We start from the raw sequence: 19,432 nt of genomic DNA on the forward strand, positions 1-19,432 counted from the left end.
TAGTTAATTTTAATCTACTTTTACAATCCAACCTTCTGGCGCTTCAATATCGCCAAACTGAATTCCTGTCAATTCATCATAGAGTTTACGAGTCACAGGACCTACTTCTGTTTCACTATAGAAAACATGGAAATCATCACCGTGCTGAATTCCACCAATTGGAGAAATAACTGCTGCTGTACCACAGGCACCTGCCTCTACAAAACGGTCAAGGTTATTAATCGGGACATCCCCCTCAATAGGAGTCAAGCCCAAGCGGTGTTCTGCCAAGTAAAGCAAAGAGTACTTGGTAATAGATGGCAAGATAGAAGGACTCAATGGTGTTACAAATTCATTATCAGCTGTAATTCCAAAGAAGTTAGCTGATCCGACTTCTTCAATCTTTGTATGAGTTGATGGGTCTAGATAGATAACATCTGAGAAATGACGTGACTTGGCCAATTTCCCTGGCAAGAGACTGGCAGCATAGTTCCCACCAACCTTAGCCGCACCTGTACCATTTGGAGCGGCACGGTCGTATTCATCCTGAATCAAGAAGTTGGTTGGAACCAATCCACCCTTAAAGTAATTTCCAACTGGCATAGCAAAGATGGTGAAAATGTATTCCTCTGCTGGTTTAACCCCAATAATATCTCCGACACCAATCAAAAGAGGGCGAAGATATAAGGTTCCACCTGTTCCGTATGGTGGTACATATTCTTCATTCGCACGAACAACTGCTTTACAAGCTTCTACAAACATTTCTGTTGGAACTTGTGGCATCAAGAGACGATCACAAGTATGTTGCAGACGTTTGGCATTTTCATCAGGACGGAACAGTTGAACACTACCATCCTTAGTACGATAAGCTTTTAAACCTTCAAATGCTTGTTGACCATAGTGAAGACTTGGAGAAGACTCTGAAATATGCAAGATTGCATCTTCTGTCAACTCTCCTTGATTCCATTGTCCATTTTTAAAATGAGCAATATAGCGATAAGGTAATTTCATATAGGAAAAACCGAGATTTTCCCAATCAATCGTTACTGTCATATTCCACTCCTTATTCTAAAAACCTATTTCTTTTATTCTACACTATTTTTATAAAATAGCAAGTATATTTTGTAATTTTCAGAAAATTTCTTCAATAAAAAAGAACCAGCTCTTAGAACTGATTCTTCATTTCACTTATTTGGCTTCTGTATATACTTCTTTAAAATAAGCGTCAAAAACTTCTTCATCTGAAATGGTGTCTGAAATAAAGCTTCCATTGCTAGTTCGTTCTGACAGATTCAAATCTTGCAATCGGCTCTCATAGATTGTTCCCTTGTTAGATTGAACAAGCAGAGTTTGGTCGTTCTCTTCCACTTCTGTACTAAAGAGATCACCAACGAATCCTTGCTCTGAAACTGCTCCAGCCAAGAAGACACGATGCGGTTTGTTTTTCAACTCACGCAAGACTTGTAGTCCTCTTTTAGCACGGCTGGTTGCTGGAATTTCCTCAATAGAAACACGTTTCAAGCTTCCACGCTGAGTCAAGATGTAGAAGGACGAGGTATTACAGATAAAGGCCGATTGGAGGACATCATCTTCTTTCAGGTTCATAGCCTTGACACCTGCAGCCTTGGCCCCAACAACCGGAACCTCTTCTATGTTGAAGCGCAGGGCATAACCATTTTGGCTAATCAAGAGAACATCATCTAGTTTAATCGGAGCTACTGCTACAATCTGGTCTGTCTCGTCTTTGAGCTTAGCATACTTGACAGACTTAGATTTATAGGTCCGCCATGGAGTGAACTCTTTTCGCTCTACACGCTTGATTTGACCAAGTCGAGTTGCAGTAAAGTAGGTTGTCGCATCATCAAACTGATCCACGACTTCTACATAAAGGATTTCTTCATTCGTTTCAAAGTTTGTGATGGTTTGGCTCAGATGCTCTCCGATGTCCTTCCAGCGAATATCTGCTAATTCATGAATTGGACGATAGATGACATTTCCGAGAGTCGTGAACATCAAGAGGTGCTGGGTTGTCTTGGCAGCTTGCACAAAAATCAAACGATCGTCGTCACGTTTGCCAATTTCTTCCAGCGTTGAAGCCGCAAAGGAACGTGGACTGGTACGCTTGATGTAACCTGCCTTGGTCACGCTGACGTAGGTATCTTCCTCGGCAATAAGACTAGCTGTATCAATCTCGATTGCTTTCGCAGTGTCTTCTAAAGAACTCAAACGCGGAGTCGCAAATTTCTTCTTGACCTCACGAAGCTCTTTCTTCATGAGATTGTACATAGTCCGTTCGTCACCGATGATCGCCGCAAGCATGGCAATTTTTTCACGAAGTTCTGCTTCTTCTTCCTGCAAGACAACCACGTCTGTATTGGTCAAGCGGTAAAGTTGCAAAGTTACGATAGCCTCAGCCTGCTCTTCTGTAAAGTCATAGCTGACCTTAAGATTTTCCTTGGCGTCAGCCTTATTCTCAGAAGCACGGATAAGAGCAATGACTTCGTCCAAAATCGAAATCACGCGAATCAAACCTTCCACGATATGGAGACGTTTCTCAGCCTTTTCCTTGTCAAAGCGTGAACGAGCCAAAATTACTTCACGACGGTGGGCAATGTAGCTAGATAAGATTGGGACAATCCCAACCTGACGAGGCGTGAAATTGTCAATCGCCACCATATTAAAGTTGTAGTTGATTTGTAGGTCGGTGTACTTAAATAGGTAGTTGAGAACAAGCTCCGTATTGGCGTCTTTCTTAAGTTCGATAGCGATACGAAGACCGTCACGGTCAGACTCATCACGAACCTCAGCAATACCTGCTACCTTGTTATTGACACGAACATCATCGATTTTCTTGACCAGATTGGCCTTGTTGATTTCATAAGGAATCTCAGTGATAACGATTTGTTCCTTACCACCTTTTAGCTTTTCAATCTCAGTCTTAGAACGAACGACCACGCGCCCTTTCCCAGTTTCATAGGCCTTCTTAATTTCATCACGACCCTGAATAATTCCTCCAGTTGGAAAATCTGGCCCAGGCAAGAATTCCATGAGTTTTTCAACTTTGGCCGTTGGATGGTCAATCATGTAAACCGCAGCATCAATGACTTCAGCCAAATTATGGGGAGGAATATCTGTGGCATATCCAGCCGAAATACCAGTAGAACCATTCACCAATAGATTTGGAAAGGCTGCTGGCAAAACCGTCGGTTCTTTTTCGGTATCGTCAAAATTCCAAGCAAAGGGAACTGTCTTTTTCTCGATATCCTGAAGAAGGTAGCCTGCAATCTCAGACAAACGAGCCTCAGTATAACGCATGGCCGCAGGCGGATCTCCATCCATAGAACCGTTATTACCGTGCATTTCAACTAGAATCTCACGGTTTTTCCAGTCCTGAGACATACGAACCATGGCATCATAGATAGAAGAATCCCCGTGTGGGTGAAAATTCCCCATGATGTTCCCGACAGACTTAGCAGACTTACGGTAGCTCTTGTCAAAGGTATTGCCATCCTTATTCATCGAATAAAGAATACGGCGCTGAACCGGCTTGAGTCCATCACGAATATCTGGCAAAGCCCGGTCTTGAATGATGTACTTGGAGTAGCGACCAAAGCGCTCTCCCATGATGTCCTCAAGGGACATGTTTTGAATGTTACTCATATAGGATACAGAGCCCTCAAAATACAAAGGAAAAATAGGAAATTCTTAAAGTAAGCAAGCTCACAAGAGAATTTCTCTTTTTAACACAGCATTTAGGGCGTGTTCAACTCCTTTCAAAGAATGTAGAGTAGTTTTTTATAGAAAAGGTGTTCAGTTACTATAAATAACCAAACTATCCTTTCTGTAGTTTAATCTTTTTAATTAGTCAGCGATTTAGAAGTCTCTCCTCAGCATACTCAATCATCTTCTCCGCAACTTCCTTATCGTAGTTAAAGCCCATCTTGTTAGCAAGGGATTGAGCCTCTCGGTGGAAAAGTTTCATTGTAGCGTACAAAGATTGGGTGAGTTTTTCTATACTTGAAAAATCAAGCAAATCTGAGAATCCCTTTTCTTTCTCAGTGGGTAAACAGTTAAAAAGATACTTATAATTCTTGCCGACGTCTACTGTTCCCTTATCACTTGCGACCTGCCAAGCTAAGACTTTTAACAACTCTTGCTGACAAATACCATAGAGATGGTCCGTCGTATAGATGACTTGTTTGCGACAGATTCCTTTGACTACGTAGGCTGACACCCACCAAAATTCATTGCAAGCTTTTTCAAAATCAATCGGGCTAACTGGATTCGTCCAGTAACGTTGAGGACTTGTAGTATAGGACTCAAACAAGCCTTTCTCGTCTTTCAAAACTGTATAATCAGCTTCGCTATCCACCCACTCTTTGATGTGCTCCTTGGGGCAAAGGGTCAAATCAATCCGATTGCTATCTTCAAAAAGCATGAGATAAAGACGACGGTGGTCAAGAATAACTTCTTGCTCAATGACTCGTTTGCCGAGCTGGCCCAACCAAGAAAGGTCACTCGTCAGATTATCTAAATCATCTACGATATAGACCACGTCGTAATCTTGAAACTCATCTTTTGGCGCTTTTGTATCAGTTCGTGAACCAGACATGGCAACAGCCTCGACTTGTAAAGTCTGGGCAGTCTGTAAAATCACATCGAGCATTTCTGTTTCTGTTCTCATGCTTTCCCCTCTTTTTCTATAAGGTAACAGGTTTATTATATCGAACAGTTTTTAAGATTTAAAAAGTTAGAAAAACTATATGGTTCATCGATAACCGAGTTGTTTGATTATAGAAATTGACTTTATATATTTCTTTCTCTGATCGCTTTATAAAGTTTATAGTCATCATAGTTTTTTAAATCTTTTAATGACTTTAGTTCATTTTTGGCAATAACTACTATAAATTTCTCCACACTCATCAATTTTTCTTTATACTTTTCACCACCATAATAATAGCATTTCTTCAATTCCTCATAGCTTGGTACATCTACAATCAATTGATTTTGAAAAATCCCTTGTGCATTTTTATACTTTTTAAAGAGAAAATTTGATTTAAAGAAATTGAAAACAACTGTTAGAATAATTAAACTTAGAAGGAAAATACCTATTAGTTTAATATTAGTATAGTCAAAACCAATAATAAAAATAATAACTGTAAGAAAACCTTCCATATAATGATTCTCGTAATCCATATCTTCTAAATCGAAAATATCTTGGAATTCTAAAATGTAATGAAAAGAAGTGATTATAGGAATAAATATTGTGATAGAAATTAACCAAAATTTCCAAATTTCTCCATTAAATATTATACTCAAATCATGACTCCTAAATATTTGTGTTACCAAATTTTCCTTATTCGCTATTGATAATACACTAGTTCTATATAAATCACTAATTAAAAGCGCATTCACACTTAACAATATTAAAAGTTTCATATTAAAAGTTTTAAGAAAAAATAGAATAATAATTACAATCCGTCTTTTACTTATTCTCTTAAAAAAAGTATTATTAAGAGAGAATGCCCTACAAATATCGCTAATAAACAAAATAAAATAATCAAAGACAATTAACAAGAAGTATAGCGAGACTAAAAATAAAAAAATAAATATTATTAAGTAAACAATTCCTAAATGAATTGGGATTATATTGAGAATAAAAAGACAAATTATACAAATCATTAGTTTAAATACCAAATCACCAAGATATTCGCATTTTTGAACTTGAAATTTAAGATTAAAATGGCAACCAGTATCTAAAATTTTTAAAGCTGTTAAACTTTTTAGCTGATTTTTTCTGTATTTATAGTTTATAGACAATACTTCTCCAATTATTTCTATAAATACATCTAAAAAATTATTTTTATATTTACGAAAAATTTTTATTAATTTTCTCAAAACACCATTTCCGCACTTTCTTCTAAGGTAAACTTAACATTATCCTCAATCCACTTACGGCGTGGTTCGACCTTATCTCCCATAAGGACATTGACGCGACGTTCGGCGCGGGCTAAGTCTTCGATTGTAACACGGATAAGAGTACGTGTTTCTGGGTTCATGGTTGTTTCCCAGAGCTGGTCCGCATTCATCTCACCAAGACCTTTATAGCGTTGGAGGGTAGCGCCTTTACCGAACTGCTTGCGGAGTTCTTCTAACTCGCCATCTGTCCAAGCATAGGCCACTTCTTCTTTCTTGCCTTTACCTTTGGACATCTTGTACAGAGGCGGAAGGGCAATATAGACATGTCCCGCCTCGACAAGAGGACGCATATAGCGGTAAAAGAAGGTTAAGAGAAGTGTTTGAATGTGGGCACCGTCGGTATCCGCGTCGGTCATGATAATGATCTTGTCATAGTTGGCATCTTCAATAGAAAAGTCCGCTCCAACACCTGCACCGATGGTATAAATCATGGTATTGATTTCTTCATTTTTAAGGATATCCGCCATCTTGGCCTTGGCTGTATTAATAACCTTACCACGTAGAGGCAAGATAGCTTGGAACTTGCGGTCACGACCTTGCTTGGCAGAACCGCCGGCAGAGTCCCCTTCGACTAGGTAAAGTTCATTCTTGGCTGAATTCTTAGACTGGGCTGGCGTTAATTTCCCAGACAGCAATCCCTTGTCTTTCTTGTTCTTCTTACCATTTCGGCTTTCATCACGAGCCTTGCGGGCCGCTTCACGAGCATCACGAGCCTTGATAGCCTTACGAATGAGATTCGAAGCCAATTCTCCATTTTCCATGAGGAAGAAGGTCAACTTATCAGCTACAATGCCATCCACAACAGGACGAGCCAGAGGACTTCCTAGTTTGTCCTTAGTTTGTCCTTCAAACTGCAAATGTTCTTCAGGAACTAAGATAGAAAGAACGGCTGCTAATCCCTCACGATAGTCGGAACCTTCAAGGTTTTTATCTTTTTCCTTGAGAAGACCTGTCTTACGCGCATAGTCATTCATAACCTTGGTAATGGCAGACTTGAGTCCTGTCTCATGCGTTCCACCATCTTTGGTACGAACGTTATTGACAAAGGACAGAATGTTATCTGAAAATCCATCATTGTATTGGAGGGCAACTTCCACTTGGAATCCATTATCTTCCCCCTCAAAGTACAAAACAGGTGTCAAGGTTTCCTTGTCTTCGTTCAGATAGGACACAAAGTCCTGAACCCCATTTTCATAGTGGAATTCAATCGCTTCGTCTGTTCGTTTATCAGTCAAAGACAAGGTCACATTTTTCAAGAGAAAGGCTGATTCATTAAGACGCTCTGAGATGGTATTGTACTTAAAGTCTGTTGTAGAAAAGATAGTCGCATCAGGCATAAAGGTAACCTTGGTGCCTGTTTTAGACTTGGGTGCTGTACCGATTTTCTTTAAGGTTGTGACAGGTTTTCCACCATTTTCAAAACGTTGCTTGTAGGTTGCACCATCACGGGTGATTTCAACCTCTAGCCAACTAGAAAGAGCGTTAACAACGGAAGAACCAACCCCGTGGAGACCACCAGATGTCTTGTAGCCACCCTGACCGAATTTCCCTCCGGCATGAAGAATGGTGAAGATAACCTCAACTGTTGGGATTCCCATGGCGTGCATTCCAGTAGGCATACCACGTCCATGGTCTTGAACCGTTAAACTGCCGTCTTTATTAATGGTCACATCAATACGGTCACCAAATCCAGACAAGGCCTCATCGACTGCATTGTCGACGATTTCCCAGACGAGATGATGGAGACCTGCCCCATCGGTCGATCCAATATACATACCTGGACGTTTACGGACGGCATCCAACCCTTCTAGCACCTGTATGGCATCATCATTATAATTGTTAATATTGATTTCCTTTTTTGACACAAGGAACCTCCTATTCGTTCATCTTTACTATTCTACAGGTTTTCCAAGGATTTTGCAAAATTTTTCTTTCTCCGGTGTGACAATTTCAGAAGAGATTCTCTGCCTTTCTTCCCCATTTCATGATATAATAGGAGTATGATTACAATAGTTTTATTAATCCTAGCCTATCTGCTGGGTTCGATTCCGTCTGGTCTCTGGATTGGACAAGTATTCTTTCAAATCAATCTGCGTGAACATGGTTCTGGAAATACTGGAACGACCAATACTTTCCGCATTTTAGGAAAGAAAGCAGGTATGACAACCTTTGTGATTGACTTTTTCAAAGGAACCCTAGCAACACTTCTTCCAATTATTTTTCATCTGCAAGGTGTTTCTCCTCTCATCTTTGGGCTTTTAGCTGTTATTGGCCATACCTTCCCTATCTTTGCAGGATTTAAGGGAGGCAAGGCTGTCGCAACCAGTGCTGGAGTGGTTTTCGGATTTGCGCCTGTCTTCTGTCTCTACCTTGCAGTTGTTTTCTTTGGAACCCTCTATCTTGGTAGTATGATTTCACTATCTAGTGTCACAGCATCTATCGCGGCTGTCATCGGAGTTCTACTCTTTCCACTTGTTGGTTTTATCCTGAGCAACTATGACCCTCTCTTCATCGCTATTATCCTAGCACTTGCTAGTTTGATTATCATTCGTCATAAGGACAATATCACACGCATCAAAAATAAAACTGAAAATTTGGTCCCTTGGGGATTGAACTTGACCCACCAACATCCTAAAAAATAAAACGCCAGTTCACATTTGAACTGACGTTTTTTTGTATACTTATTTTGATTTGATATAGTTGATACCATCTGCTTTTGGTGCGACTGCTTTTCCAAAGAAGGCTGCCAAGACAAGAATGGTCAAAACATAAGGTGCGATTTGAAGATAAACCGTAGGAACTCCTTGTAGGAACGGCAACTGAGAACCGATAACGGCCAAACTTTGTGAAAGCCCAAAGAAGAGACTAGAAAGCATGGCTCCGATTGGGTTCCATTTCCCAAAGATCATCGCAGCAAGGGCGATAAATCCAGGTCCAACAATAGTTGTCACTGAGAAGTTAACTGAGATTGATTGAGCATAAATCGCTCCCCCAATTCCACCTAAGAAACCTGAAATGATAACTCCTAGATATCTCATCTTGTAGACATTGATTCCCAAAGTATCCGCTGCTTGAGGGTGTTCACCGACAGAGCGGAGACGAAGACCAAATCGGGTCTTGAAAAGGATAAACCAAGCAAAGAATGAGAAGGCAATCGCGATGTAACCTAGCAGACTTGTTGACTTGAAGAAGATATCGCCGATCACTGGGATATTTGCCAAGATTGGGAAATCAAAGCGTCCAAAAGTCTGACTTAGGTTGTCGGTTTGTCCTTTGTTATAAAGTACTTTCACCAAGAAAACAGCCAAGGCTGGCGCCATCAAGTTCAATACCGTACCGCTGACAACATGGTCTGCACGGAAATGAACCGTCGCTGCTGCGTGGATGATAGAGAAGACACCACCAACCAATCCTGCAACTAGCAAGGATAGCCATGGAGTTGCTGCTCCAAATTGTTCTGCAAATTCAAGGTTAAAGACAACTCCAGAAAAGGCACCCATAACCATAATTCCTTCAAGGCCGACGTTTACCACACCACCACGTTCAGAGAAAACACCACCGATACTTGTAAAGATGAGGGGTGCTGAGTAAATCAGCATAGAAGACACCAAGAGGGTGAGCAAGGTTGTAATAGACATCTTTACTTACCTCCTTTAACTTGTTTTTTCGGTTTGACAAAGCGTTCGATAAGATAATGAACACTGACAAAGAAGATAATAGACGCTGTTACAATGCTGACAAGCTCAGATGGTACCTGCGCCGCATTCATACCAGGGGCTCCAACTTGGAGAACGCCAAATAGGAAGGCTGCAAAAAGAATACCAATTGGTGAGTTGGCCGCAAGCAGACTAACCGCCATCCCGTTAAATCCGACGGCTAATGACGCCCCTTGAACATAGACGTTCTGGAATGTTCCAAGCCCTTCAACAGCTCCACCAAGACCTGCCAAGGCACCTGAAATAATCATTGATAGTATGATAGTCCGTTTGGCAGAAATACCAGCATATTCTGAAGCATGTGGATTAAGACCAACCGCACGGATTTCAAAACCAAGAGTCGTTTTCTTGAGCATGAACCAAATGACTGCAACAGCAATGATGGCAAAGAAAATACCAATATTCATCCGCGAATTACCAGTCAACTCAGCTAACCAAGGTGTCTGGTAGGTTGCATTAGCCCCAACACGAATGGTCGAATCTGTACTTTGCATGAAGTCTTTAGGGAAAGCATGGATAAAGGCATTCCCTACATACAAAACAATGTAGTTCATCATGATAGTTACGATAACCTCTGACGTCCCTAGATAGGCTCTAAGAATACCCGGAATCGCGCCGACAATCCCACCAGCAATCAAGGCAATCACGATGGTTGCTAGAATCATCAAGGGACGGGGCATATCTGGATGCGATAGGGCAAACCAACCACTGAGAATCCAACCTGCCAAAGCCTGACCAGGAAGCCCGACATTAAAGAAACCTGCACGACTGGCAACGGCAAAACCAAGACCAATCAAGATTAGAGGCCCCATAGCACGGAAGATTTCTCCAATTCCACGCAGGCTACCAAAGGCTGTATAGAACAATTCTTCGTAGCCCCAAATAGCATCATAACCGAAAATCCACATGACAATGGCTCCGAGTAAAATTCCTAGGAAGACAGAAATCAAGGGAACCGAAATTTGTTGTAATTTTTTAGACATCACTCTTCTCCTTTCCCAAGTTTCCACCAGCCATCAAGACACCAAGTTCTTGTTTATTAGTTGTTTCTGGTGATACAATACCTTGAATCTTCCCATCGTGGATAACGGCAATACGGTCTGAGACGTTTAAAATCTCATCCAACTCAAAGCTGACAACAAGGACAGCTTTCCCATTATCACGCTCTTCAATCAAGCGCTTGTGGATATATTCAATGGCACCGACATCCAACCCACGAGTTGGCTGGCTGACGATAAGGAGATCAGGATCACGATCAATTTCACGAGCAATTATTGCTTTTTGTTGATTTCCTCCTGAGAGTGCAGCTGCAGGCACAAATTCACTGGCAGCACGAACATCAAATTCTTCCATTAGCTTTTTAGCATAAGAAGTAATATTTGAATAGTTCAAAATTCCATTTTTACTATGTGGTTCTTTGTAGTAGGTTTGAAGGGCAATATTTTCAGAAATCATCATTTCCAAAATCAAGCCATCACGGTGACGGTCTTCTGGAACGTGCCCAACACTCAACTCTGTAATCTGACGTGGGTGCAAGCCTACAATTGAATCTCCTTTTAGCTCGATGCTACCAGATTCAACCTTGCGAAGACCTGTGATGGCTTGAATCAGTTCAGACTGACCATTCCCATCAATCCCCGCAATACCAACAATCTCTCCAGCACGAACATCCAAGGACAGATTTTTAACAGCTGGAACACCGCGGTTTTCATTGACCACCAAGTCTTTAATAGACAAGACAACTTCTTTTGGTTGAGATACTTGTTTCTCTGTTTTAAAGGAAACTGAACGTCCCACCATCATTTCCGCCAAATCAGCATTGGTAGCTCCTGCAATTTCGACTGTTTCAATTGATTTCCCACGACGGATAACTGTAACGCGGTCAGAAACTGCGCGAATCTCGTCCAACTTGTGGGTGATCAAGATAATTGATTTTCCTTCTTTGACAAGATTTTTCAAAATAGCCATCAACTCATCAATTTCTGATGGAGTCAAGACAGCCGTTGGTTCGTCAAAGATAAGGATATCAGCCCCCCGATAAAGGGTTTTTAAAATTTCTACACGTTGTTGGGCTCCGACTGAGATGTCTGCTACCTTGGCAGAAGGGTCAACAGCTAAGCCATAACGTTCAGAAAGAGCCTTGATTTCTTTGCTAGCTCCAGCGATATCTAGCACACCATTTTTAGTCAATTCACTACCTAAAATGATGTTTTCAGCCACTGTGAAGGCTTCTACCAACATAAAGTGCTGGTGAACCATTCCGATTCCCAAGCTAGCTGCTTTAGATGGTGAGTCGAGGTTGACAACTTGACCGTTGACCACAATTTCACCACTGGTTGGTTCAAGAAGCCCTGCTAACATGTTCATGAGCGTGGACTTTCCAGCCCCATTTTCTCCTAAAAGTGCATGAATTTCACCTTTTCGTAGGTGCAGGTTGATTTTGTCGTTGGCAACAAATTCACCAAACACCTTGGTAATATCACGCATCTCAATGACATTTTCGTGTGCCATGTGCTCTTCCTTTCAGAGTCTTATTTTATTTCAATAAAACTTGCTAGTTTGTCTAGTAGCAAGCTTTACTGAGACAAAATGACTTTGTCTCAACTCTTAAAAAGCGGCCGAGGACCGCTTCCTAAGAAATGACTTCCATCCATTATTTTGCAGGAACTTTTACGCTTCCATCAAGGATTTTAGCTTTAGCATCTTCGACAGCTTTTTTACCTTCTTCTGAAAGGTTTGTTACTGCCAAGTCAACCCCTTTATCTTTCAATGAGTAAACGATTACTTGACCGCCAGGGAATTCACCTTTTTCTGCCTTGTTAGAAATATCTTTTACAGTTGTACCAACTTGTTTCAAAGTAGATACAAGAACAAAGTTTGATTCTTTACCATCTTTAGAAGTGTATTTACCTTCTGCTTCTTGGTCACGGTCAACACCGATAACCCAAACTTTTTCATTTTCAGGACGGCTTTCGTTAAGTGATTTTGCTTCTGCAAAGACACCTGCACCTGTACCACCAGCTACTTGGTAAACAATATCTGCACCAGCTGCGTATTGTGCGGCTGCAATTGTTTTACCTTTAGCAGCATCACCAAATGAACCAGCGTAGTCAACTTGTACTTTGATAGATGGGTCTACTGAGGCAACACCAGCCTTGAAACCAGCTTCAAAACGAGAGATAACTTCTGATTCCTGCCCACCTACAAAACCAACTTGTTTTGTCTTAGTTGTTTTAGCTGCTGCAACACCTGCGAGGTAACCTGACTCATTATCAGCGAAAGTTACACTAGCAACATTCTTTTTATCTTTAATCACATCATCAATCAAGACATAGTTCAAGTCAGAATGTTCTTTAGCTGCTTCTTCAACCGCATTGTGAAGGGCAAAACCAACACCGAAGATTAGGTTGTAACTTCCAGCCGCTTGTTGCAAGTTGTTAGCGTAGTCAGCTTCACTTGTTGATTGGAAGTAAGTGAAACCGTTATCTTTTGAAAGATTGTGTTCTTTACCCCAAGCCTGCAAACCTTCCCAAGCTGATTGGTTGAATGATTTGTCATCAACACCACCAGTATCAGTGACGATTGCTGCTTTTGTCTTCACATCAGAAGATGAAGCTGCCTTACGAGAAGAGCGGTTACCACATGCAGCAAGTCCAACTGCTGCCACTGCAACTAGACCAAGGCCTAGCCATTGTTTCTTGTTCATTACTGAACCTCCTAAATAAGATGTGCAACGATGTTGCAAATATGGATTGGTTGGCCACAAGGACCGTGCCACTCAGAGAGCGACTCAGACTAGTTTAAGTCTGTAAAAGAATATGGAAGTAACTCCCCGACCGTCATCTCGACCGTCGATTTATCTTTTGCGACTAAGGTCACTTTTAGATCTTGTTCAAAAAATTCGACCATTACTTGGCGACAAGCACCACATGGTGAAATCGGTTTTTCAGTCTGTCCATAGACAATCAATTCTGAAAACTCTCTTTGTCCTTCAGATATAGCCTTAAAAATGGCTGTTCTCTCACCGCAATTGGTCAAAGGATAGCTAGCATTTTCGATATTCACTCCTGTGTAAACACTTCCGTCTTTTGCCACTAAAACTGCTCCGATAGGAAAGTGAGAATAGGGGACATAGGCATGTTTGCTGGTTTCAATTGCCAGTTCAATCAACTCAGTAGTCGCCATCTGCCAATTCTCCTTTTAAAATGGCTACCCCAGCTGAAGTTCCGATACGGGTCGCCCCTGCTTCCACAAATGCAAGAGCATCTGCATAAGAACGAGCTCCACCAGCAGCCTTGACACCCATATCAGGACCAACTGTTTCACGCATTAATGTAACATCTGCTACCGTAGCACCACCAGTTGAAAAGCCAGTAGATGTTTTGACAAAGTCAGCTCCTGCTTTTTGAGCTAATTGGCAAGCCACAACTTTTTCTTGGTCGGTCAGAAGGCAAGCTTCAATAATGACTTTCACTAACTTGTCACCACTTGCTTCCGCGACTGCGCGAATATCTGACTCAACCAAATCAAGATTACCTGTTTTGAGAGCTCCAACATTGATCACCATATCAATCTCGTCTGCACCATTTTGAATAGCTTCTTTGGTTTCAAAAGCTTTCACAGCTGAAGTTGTTGCTCCCAAAGGGAAACCTACTACTGTGCAGACCTTGACATCGGTGCCTTCAAGCCCTTTTTTAGCATGTTCGACCCAGGTCGGATTAACGCAAACACTGGCAAAATCATACTCTCTAGCTTCAGACAACAAACAATTAATTTGATTTTCTGTTGCATCTTGTTTTAAAAGCGTATGATCGATATATTTATTTAATTTCATATTCGGATTCTCCTGAGGTTTATGAGATAATTTCTATAATTTCTCGTAAACTTTGCACACTATCATTTATTTTAACATATTTTTGAAAATCTGTAACTAGCTGAGGAGAAATTTTTCCATTTGTGTATACTTTTGCAACAATTTCTCCCTGTTGAACGGAATCTCCAACTTTCTTTTCAAAAACAATTCCTGTTTCATAGTCCAAGGCATCAGATTTGACTGCACGGCCTGCCCCCAGCCTCATGGCATAGAGACCAAATTCCATAGCTGGAAGAGCTGAAATGACACCCGTTTCCTGAGCAGGGATTTCCACCACATGGGCTACATTTACAGGACGATAGAGGTCTTCCAAGTCTCCACCTTGGGCTTGGACCATCTCCTCAAACTTAGCAAGCGCTTCTCCATTTTCAAGATGTTGGCGAACTTCTTCAACTGTCTTGTTAACATTTCCCAGGCCAAGCATAATTTGAGCCAATTCGCATATAAAATGGGTAATATCCTGACGTCCTTGACCTTGTAAAATCTCCAGTGCTTCAAGGATCTCCAGACGATTTCCAATTGCTCGTCCCAAAGGCTGACTCATATCCGTAATGACTGCTACCGTCTTTCGACCAACTGCCTTACCAAGTTCCACCATGGTTTGAGCCAATTCACGCGCCTCATCAACCGTCTTCATGAAGGCACCCTCACCGACAGTCACGTCTAGCAAAATAGCATCCGCTCCTGCCGCGATTTTCTTGCTCATCACCGAACTCGCAATCAAAGGAATCGTGTCGACAGTTGCGGTCACATCACGGAGGGCATAGAGAAGCTTATCCGCTTTGACCAGCTGGTCTGATTGCCCAATGACAGATACTCCAATGTCCTGTACCTGACGAATAAAATCCTCTTGACTACGTTCTACTTGATAACCCTTAATGGACTCCAACTTATCAATTGTCCCTCCAGTATGGCCGAGACCACGACCACTCATTTTTGCCACAGGCACACCAAAGCTAGCAACAAGAGGAGCTAAAATCAAGGTTACCTTATCACCAACACCACCCGTAGAATGCTTGTCAACCTTAACCCCATCAATAGCGGATAAATCAAACTCTTGCCCTGTATGAACCATTTTCATGGTCAAATTAGATATTTCTCGAGTCGTCATTCCTTTGAAATAAACAGCCATAGCAAAGGCAGACATCTGATAATCAGGAACAGTTTCTGACACATAGCCTTCAACTAGCCATTCAATTTCACTCGAAGTCAGTTCTTGACCATCTCGTTTCTTTTGGATTAAATCAACTGCTCTCATTCTTTCACACTTCTAAGGATATAGTATCCCTTATCTTTTTTGACGATTTCACAATTGCCAAACACCTCTTCCATCTTGGACTTAGCACTTGGGGCCCCTTGTTTTTTCTGGATAACGATTGTTAAATCTCCACCAGTTTCCAAGAAATCTTTACTTTTCTCAATGATTTCATGAACCACTTTCTTGCCTGCACGGATAGGAGGATTGGAAATGACATGTTCAAATGTTCCTTCAACTTGTTCATAGATGTTAGACTGGAAAATCGTCGCTGCCACTTTATTTCGTTCAGCATTTTGTCGCGCCAAATCCAAGGCACGATTATTGATATCGACCATGGTCGCCTGAACTCCATAAGCCTTAGCCAAGGACAAGCCCAGAGGCCCATAACCACAGCCTACATCAAGGACAGTCTCTCCTTGGTTGACCTCAAGACACTTGAGCAAAAGTTGACTGCCAAAGTCAATCATTTTCTTGCTAAAAACACCCGCATCTGTCAAAAAGGTCATTTTTTCTCCCAACAAGTCCACTCTCAACTCATGAATGTCGTGAGCAGCGTCAGGATTTTCTGCATAATACATTTTACTCATGAAACTATTTTACCATAATTTGACTTAAATTGTAAATCGTTTACAAATTGATAATGAAACGAAAAAGACTGAAGAAAACTAGTCAAGAAGACCTTTTCTTCAATCTCTTTAAACACTTATAAATAATAAGCCATTTAGAACTAGAAATATCATAATTAGGATATAACAAAAAGTTTATCATCTATAATCGGGCGTATTTTTATTACTATTGCTTAACATTCAGATACTTAATTATCAACAAAATTCCCAACAAGATGTTTAGATAAAAGCCCAACTGATAAGTTTGTGTCAGGATTTCCAAACTTGTCCAAAGTCGTATCAAATCTTCTAGCGACATGCGGAAGAAATAACCCTCTGTAGCAATCCATAGAACTAAAAAGACATAACTACCAGCGGCAAGCCATTTCGTCCACCGTTTTTTTAGGAAGAAAGCAATCAAGAGCGAACAGATAAAGATAGCTGTTACAATAGCATGTTCCATCAAAAAAGTAAAACCGTAATAGATTTCCACAAAGCGTCTACCATTATCCGCATTGGCTCCTTTTAAAAAAGGTAGTGCATAACTTAAAATAAAACAGAGTTCCAATGTGTAACGTTTTAAGATTTTCATAGTACACCTCCTATAAGTTGTGAACTAAAAAGCCCCCTTTATAAGCTTATAAATCAGTAGGAACTATCTCCTACTTCATCAATAAATTGGTCAACCTCTATCTACCTCTATTATACGATATTGGCTTACTATCATCAAGAAACCGCTTTATTTTTTTAGCTTTTTATGGTATGATAAACAAAATATCTAGGGGAAAACAAATGACAAACGAATTTTTACATTTTGAAAAAATCAGCCGCCAGACTTGGCAATCTTTACATCGAAAGACGACACCTCCTTTGACAGAAGAAGAATTAGAATCCATCAAGAGTTTTAATGACCAGATTAGCTTGCAGGATGTTACCGATGTCTATCTTCCCCTAGCCCATCTCATCCAGATTTACAAACGTACCAAGGATGATTTGGCCTTCTCAAAAGGGATTTTCCTTCAACGCGAAAGCAAATCCCAGCCTTTTATCATTGGAGTTTCTGGGAGCGTTGCCGTTGGAAAATCAACAACTAGTCGCCTACTTCAAATCCTACTGTCCCGTACACTTACAGATGCTACGGTTGAGTTAGTAACAACTGATGGCTTTCTCTATCCCAACCAGACCTTGATTGAACAAGGGATTTTAAATCGCAAGGGATTTCCTGAAAGCTATGATATGGAAGCTCTTCTCAACTTCTTGGACCGCATCAAAAATGGACAAGATGTAGATATTCCTGTCTATTCTCATGAAGTCTACGACATCGTACCCGAGGAAAAGCAAAGCGTTAAAGCTGCTGACTTTGTGATTGTCGAGGGAATAAATGTCTTTCAAAATCCACAAAACGAGCGTCTCTACATTACTGACTTCTTTGACTTTTCCATCTATGTTGATGCTGCAGTCGATGACATCGAGAGTTGGTATCTGGACCGTTTCTTGAAGATGCTGAGCCTAGCCCAAAACGACCCTGATAGCTACTATTATCGTTTTACTCAAATGCCAATTGGAGAAGTGGAATCCTTTGCCCATCAGGTCTGGACAAGTATCAATCTCACAAATCTACAAAATTATATTGAACCAACCAGAAATCGTGCGGAAGTGATTCTTCATAAAACAAAGAACCATGAAATCGATGAAATTTACTTAAAAAAATAATTTTCCCTTGTCAAAACGTAAGTTTTCAGATATAATGGTATAGTTAGTAAATATGGAGGTAAGAACATTGGCAAACATTAAATCAGCTATCAAACGCGCTGAATTGAACGTTAAACAAAACGAAAAGAACTCAGCTCAAAAATCAGCTATGCGTACTGCTATCAAAGCTTTCGAAGCAAACCCATCTGAAGAACTTTTCCGTGCTGCTAGCTCAGCTATCGATAAAGCAGAAACTAAAGGTTTGATTCACAAAAACAAAGCAAGCCGCGATAAAGCTCGTCTTTCAGCTAAACTTGCTAAATAAGAAACAGTCCATAGAGGCTGTTTTTTTGTCTCCAAATAGGAAAAGGTAGAAAATGAAAATCGCAATTATCGGATATTCTGGTTCTGGTAAGTCAACTCTAGCAGAAAAGTTGTCTCACTGCTACTCCATCCCCAAACTACATATGGACACACTCCAATTTCAGCCTGGTTGGCAAGACAGTGACCATGACTGGATGTTGGCCGAGATGAATAACTTTCTCACCAAGTATAAAACTTGGGTCATTGATGGGAATTATTCTTGGTGTTTTTATGAGGAAAGAATGCGGGAAGCTGACCAAATCATCTTTCTTAATTTTTCCCCATTGACCTGTCTCTTTCGAGCCTTTAAACGGTACCTCAAATACCGAGGCAAGGTCAGAGAAAGTATGGCAGCTGGTTGTCAAGAACAATTTAATTGGGAGTTTATCAGATGGATTCTCAGGGATGGGCGGAGCAAATCCGCTAAGGAGCGCTATAAGTGGGTTCAAGAAACCTATCCAGATAAAGTGGTCATCCTTAGGTCTCAAAAAGAGATAGACCACTTCTTAGAAAATCTTGCACATAACAAGAAAAGAACCTGAGACAAAATAGTTCTCAGCCACAAAAAAGCTAGAGATTTCCAATTGCGAAACTCTAGCTTTTTAATTTTGAGTTGTTCTCTTATTGTATTTGAGGAGGTTATTGGCCATAAGTACCAATCCCATGTCAATTCTCACTTGACGCTTCCCTCTCAGATTACATCTCTTGTAACCCAAACAAGCCTTTATCTGCCCAAAGACAGGTTCCACATCAATCTTGCGTTGAGTGAAAATCTGTCTTCCTTCGGGAGATAAAAGCGCCTGACATTCTTTAGCTTTCAAGTTTTGATAGCGTTCGTTCATATACAGTCCCTTTTGAGGGGCTGATTTAGGTTCATCAGCGTAGTAAACCTTGATTTCCTGTTGAAAGTCCGTCTGTGTTTTCTGATGTTTGATATGGTGAAAACGATAATACCAGCCGTAAGGAT

The 19,432-nt window shown here is 40.8% G+C and carries 19 protein-coding genes; 4 read left to right on the top strand and 15 right to left on the bottom strand.

The window, feature by feature from the left end; translation table 11 throughout:
• Positions 1–9 precede the first annotated feature (9 nt).
• From QM409_RS09310 to parE, 5 genes are all read right to left on the bottom strand, one after another.
• Complete coding sequence (locus tag QM409_RS09310) at positions 10–1,032, bottom strand: branched-chain amino acid aminotransferase (RefSeq protein ID WP_414305580.1); 1,023 nt, start codon at positions 1,030–1,032, stop codon at positions 10–12.
• A 135-nt stretch (positions 1,033–1,167) separates the two neighbouring features.
• Positions 1,168–3,639, bottom strand: a complete 2,472-nt coding sequence (gene parC / locus QM409_RS09315; RefSeq protein WP_414305581.1) for a DNA topoisomerase IV subunit A — start codon at positions 3,637–3,639, stop codon at positions 1,168–1,170.
• Positions 3,640–3,844: 205 nt separating this feature from the next.
• Positions 3,845–4,663 carry an aminoglycoside 6-adenylyltransferase gene (locus QM409_RS09320; RefSeq protein WP_414305582.1) on the bottom strand — a complete coding sequence of 273 codons (819 nt, stop codon included), beginning with the start codon at positions 4,661–4,663 and terminating at the stop codon, positions 3,845–3,847.
• Between the two features lie 122 nt (positions 4,664–4,785).
• Positions 4,786–5,877 carry a hypothetical protein gene (locus QM409_RS09325; protein ID WP_414305583.1) on the bottom strand — a complete coding sequence of 364 codons (1,092 nt, stop codon included), beginning with the start codon at positions 5,875–5,877 and terminating at the stop codon, positions 4,786–4,788.
• Positions 5,874–7,823, bottom strand: a complete 1,950-nt coding sequence (gene parE / locus QM409_RS09330) for a DNA topoisomerase IV subunit B (RefSeq protein WP_414305584.1) — start codon at positions 7,821–7,823, stop codon at positions 5,874–5,876. The genes QM409_RS09325 and parE overlap by 4 nt, the downstream gene beginning before the upstream one ends.
• Before the next feature lie 135 nt (positions 7,824–7,958).
• On the opposite strand from parE, the gene plsY reads away from it, so the two are divergent.
• A complete protein-coding gene (plsY, locus tag QM409_RS09335; protein WP_414305585.1) occupies positions 7,959–8,600 on the top strand; it encodes a glycerol-3-phosphate 1-O-acyltransferase PlsY in 642 nt (213 codons plus the stop codon).
• A gap of 39 nt (positions 8,601–8,639) precedes the next feature.
• On the opposite strand, the gene QM409_RS09340 is transcribed toward plsY, so the two are convergent.
• The 9 genes from QM409_RS09340 to QM409_RS09380 all read right to left on the bottom strand — a co-directional run bounded on the left by QM409_RS09340 (position 8,640) and on the right by QM409_RS09380 (position 17,002).
• Positions 8,640–9,596, bottom strand: coding sequence for an ABC transporter permease (locus QM409_RS09340; protein ID WP_414305586.1), 957 nt, complete (start codon positions 9,594–9,596; stop codon positions 8,640–8,642).
• Between the two features lie 2 nt (positions 9,597–9,598).
• Positions 9,599–10,657 (bottom strand): ABC transporter permease, encoded by a 1,059-nt coding sequence (locus tag QM409_RS09345; protein WP_084888380.1) that lies wholly within the window; start codon positions 10,655–10,657, stop codon positions 9,599–9,601.
• A complete protein-coding gene (locus QM409_RS09350; RefSeq protein WP_414305587.1) occupies positions 10,650–12,185 on the bottom strand; it encodes an ABC transporter ATP-binding protein in 1,536 nt (511 codons plus the stop codon). The genes QM409_RS09345 and QM409_RS09350 overlap by 8 nt, the downstream gene beginning before the upstream one ends.
• A gap of 142 nt (positions 12,186–12,327) precedes the next feature.
• Positions 12,328–13,380 (bottom strand): BMP family lipoprotein, encoded by a 1,053-nt coding sequence (locus tag QM409_RS09355; RefSeq protein WP_001036120.1) that lies wholly within the window; start codon positions 13,378–13,380, stop codon positions 12,328–12,330.
• 89 nt (positions 13,381–13,469) lie between these two features.
• Positions 13,470–13,859, bottom strand: a complete 390-nt coding sequence (locus QM409_RS09360; protein WP_000246088.1) for a cytidine deaminase — start codon at positions 13,857–13,859, stop codon at positions 13,470–13,472.
• Complete coding sequence (gene deoC, locus QM409_RS09365; RefSeq protein WP_265480662.1) at positions 13,846–14,508, bottom strand: deoxyribose-phosphate aldolase; 663 nt, start codon at positions 14,506–14,508, stop codon at positions 13,846–13,848. Before deoC ends, QM409_RS09360 begins: the two co-directional genes overlap by 14 nt.
• 19 nt (positions 14,509–14,527) lie before the next feature.
• Complete coding sequence (locus QM409_RS09370) at positions 14,528–15,805, bottom strand: pyrimidine-nucleoside phosphorylase (RefSeq protein WP_414305588.1); 1,278 nt, start codon at positions 15,803–15,805, stop codon at positions 14,528–14,530.
• A complete protein-coding gene (locus QM409_RS09375) occupies positions 15,802–16,392 on the bottom strand; it encodes a class I SAM-dependent methyltransferase (protein ID WP_414305589.1) in 591 nt (196 codons plus the stop codon). The genes QM409_RS09370 and QM409_RS09375 overlap by 4 nt, the downstream gene beginning before the upstream one ends.
• Positions 16,393–16,597: 205 nt before the next feature.
• On the bottom strand, positions 16,598–17,002 hold the full coding sequence (locus QM409_RS09380) for a hypothetical protein (protein WP_414305590.1): 405 nt from the start codon (positions 17,000–17,002) through the stop codon (positions 16,598–16,600).
• Positions 17,003–17,202: 200 nt separating this feature from the next.
• Between QM409_RS09380 and coaA the strand changes: the two genes are divergently transcribed.
• The 3 genes from coaA (at position 17,203) to QM409_RS09395 (ending at position 19,007) form a co-directional block, all read left to right on the top strand.
• Positions 17,203–18,123 (top strand): type I pantothenate kinase, encoded by a 921-nt coding sequence (gene coaA, locus QM409_RS09385; RefSeq protein ID WP_049501762.1) that lies wholly within the window; start codon positions 17,203–17,205, stop codon positions 18,121–18,123.
• A gap of 67 nt (positions 18,124–18,190) precedes the next feature.
• Entirely contained in the window at positions 18,191–18,427 is a 237-nt protein-coding gene (gene rpsT, locus QM409_RS09390; RefSeq protein ID WP_001274000.1) for a 30S ribosomal protein S20, read from the top strand.
• A 52-nt stretch (positions 18,428–18,479) separates the two neighbouring features.
• A complete protein-coding gene (locus tag QM409_RS09395) occupies positions 18,480–19,007 on the top strand; it encodes a DNA topology modulation protein (protein WP_414305591.1) in 528 nt (175 codons plus the stop codon).
• A 60-nt stretch (positions 19,008–19,067) separates the two neighbouring features.
• Here QM409_RS09395 and QM409_RS09400 read toward each other — a convergent pair.
• On the bottom strand, positions 19,068–19,432 hold a 365-nt coding region (locus tag QM409_RS09400; RefSeq protein ID WP_414305592.1), incomplete at its 5' end, for a transposase.

Source organism: Streptococcus mitis, assembly GCF_047465045.1.
Taxonomy (GTDB): Bacteria; Bacillota; Bacilli; order Lactobacillales; family Streptococcaceae; genus Streptococcus; species Streptococcus mitis_DT.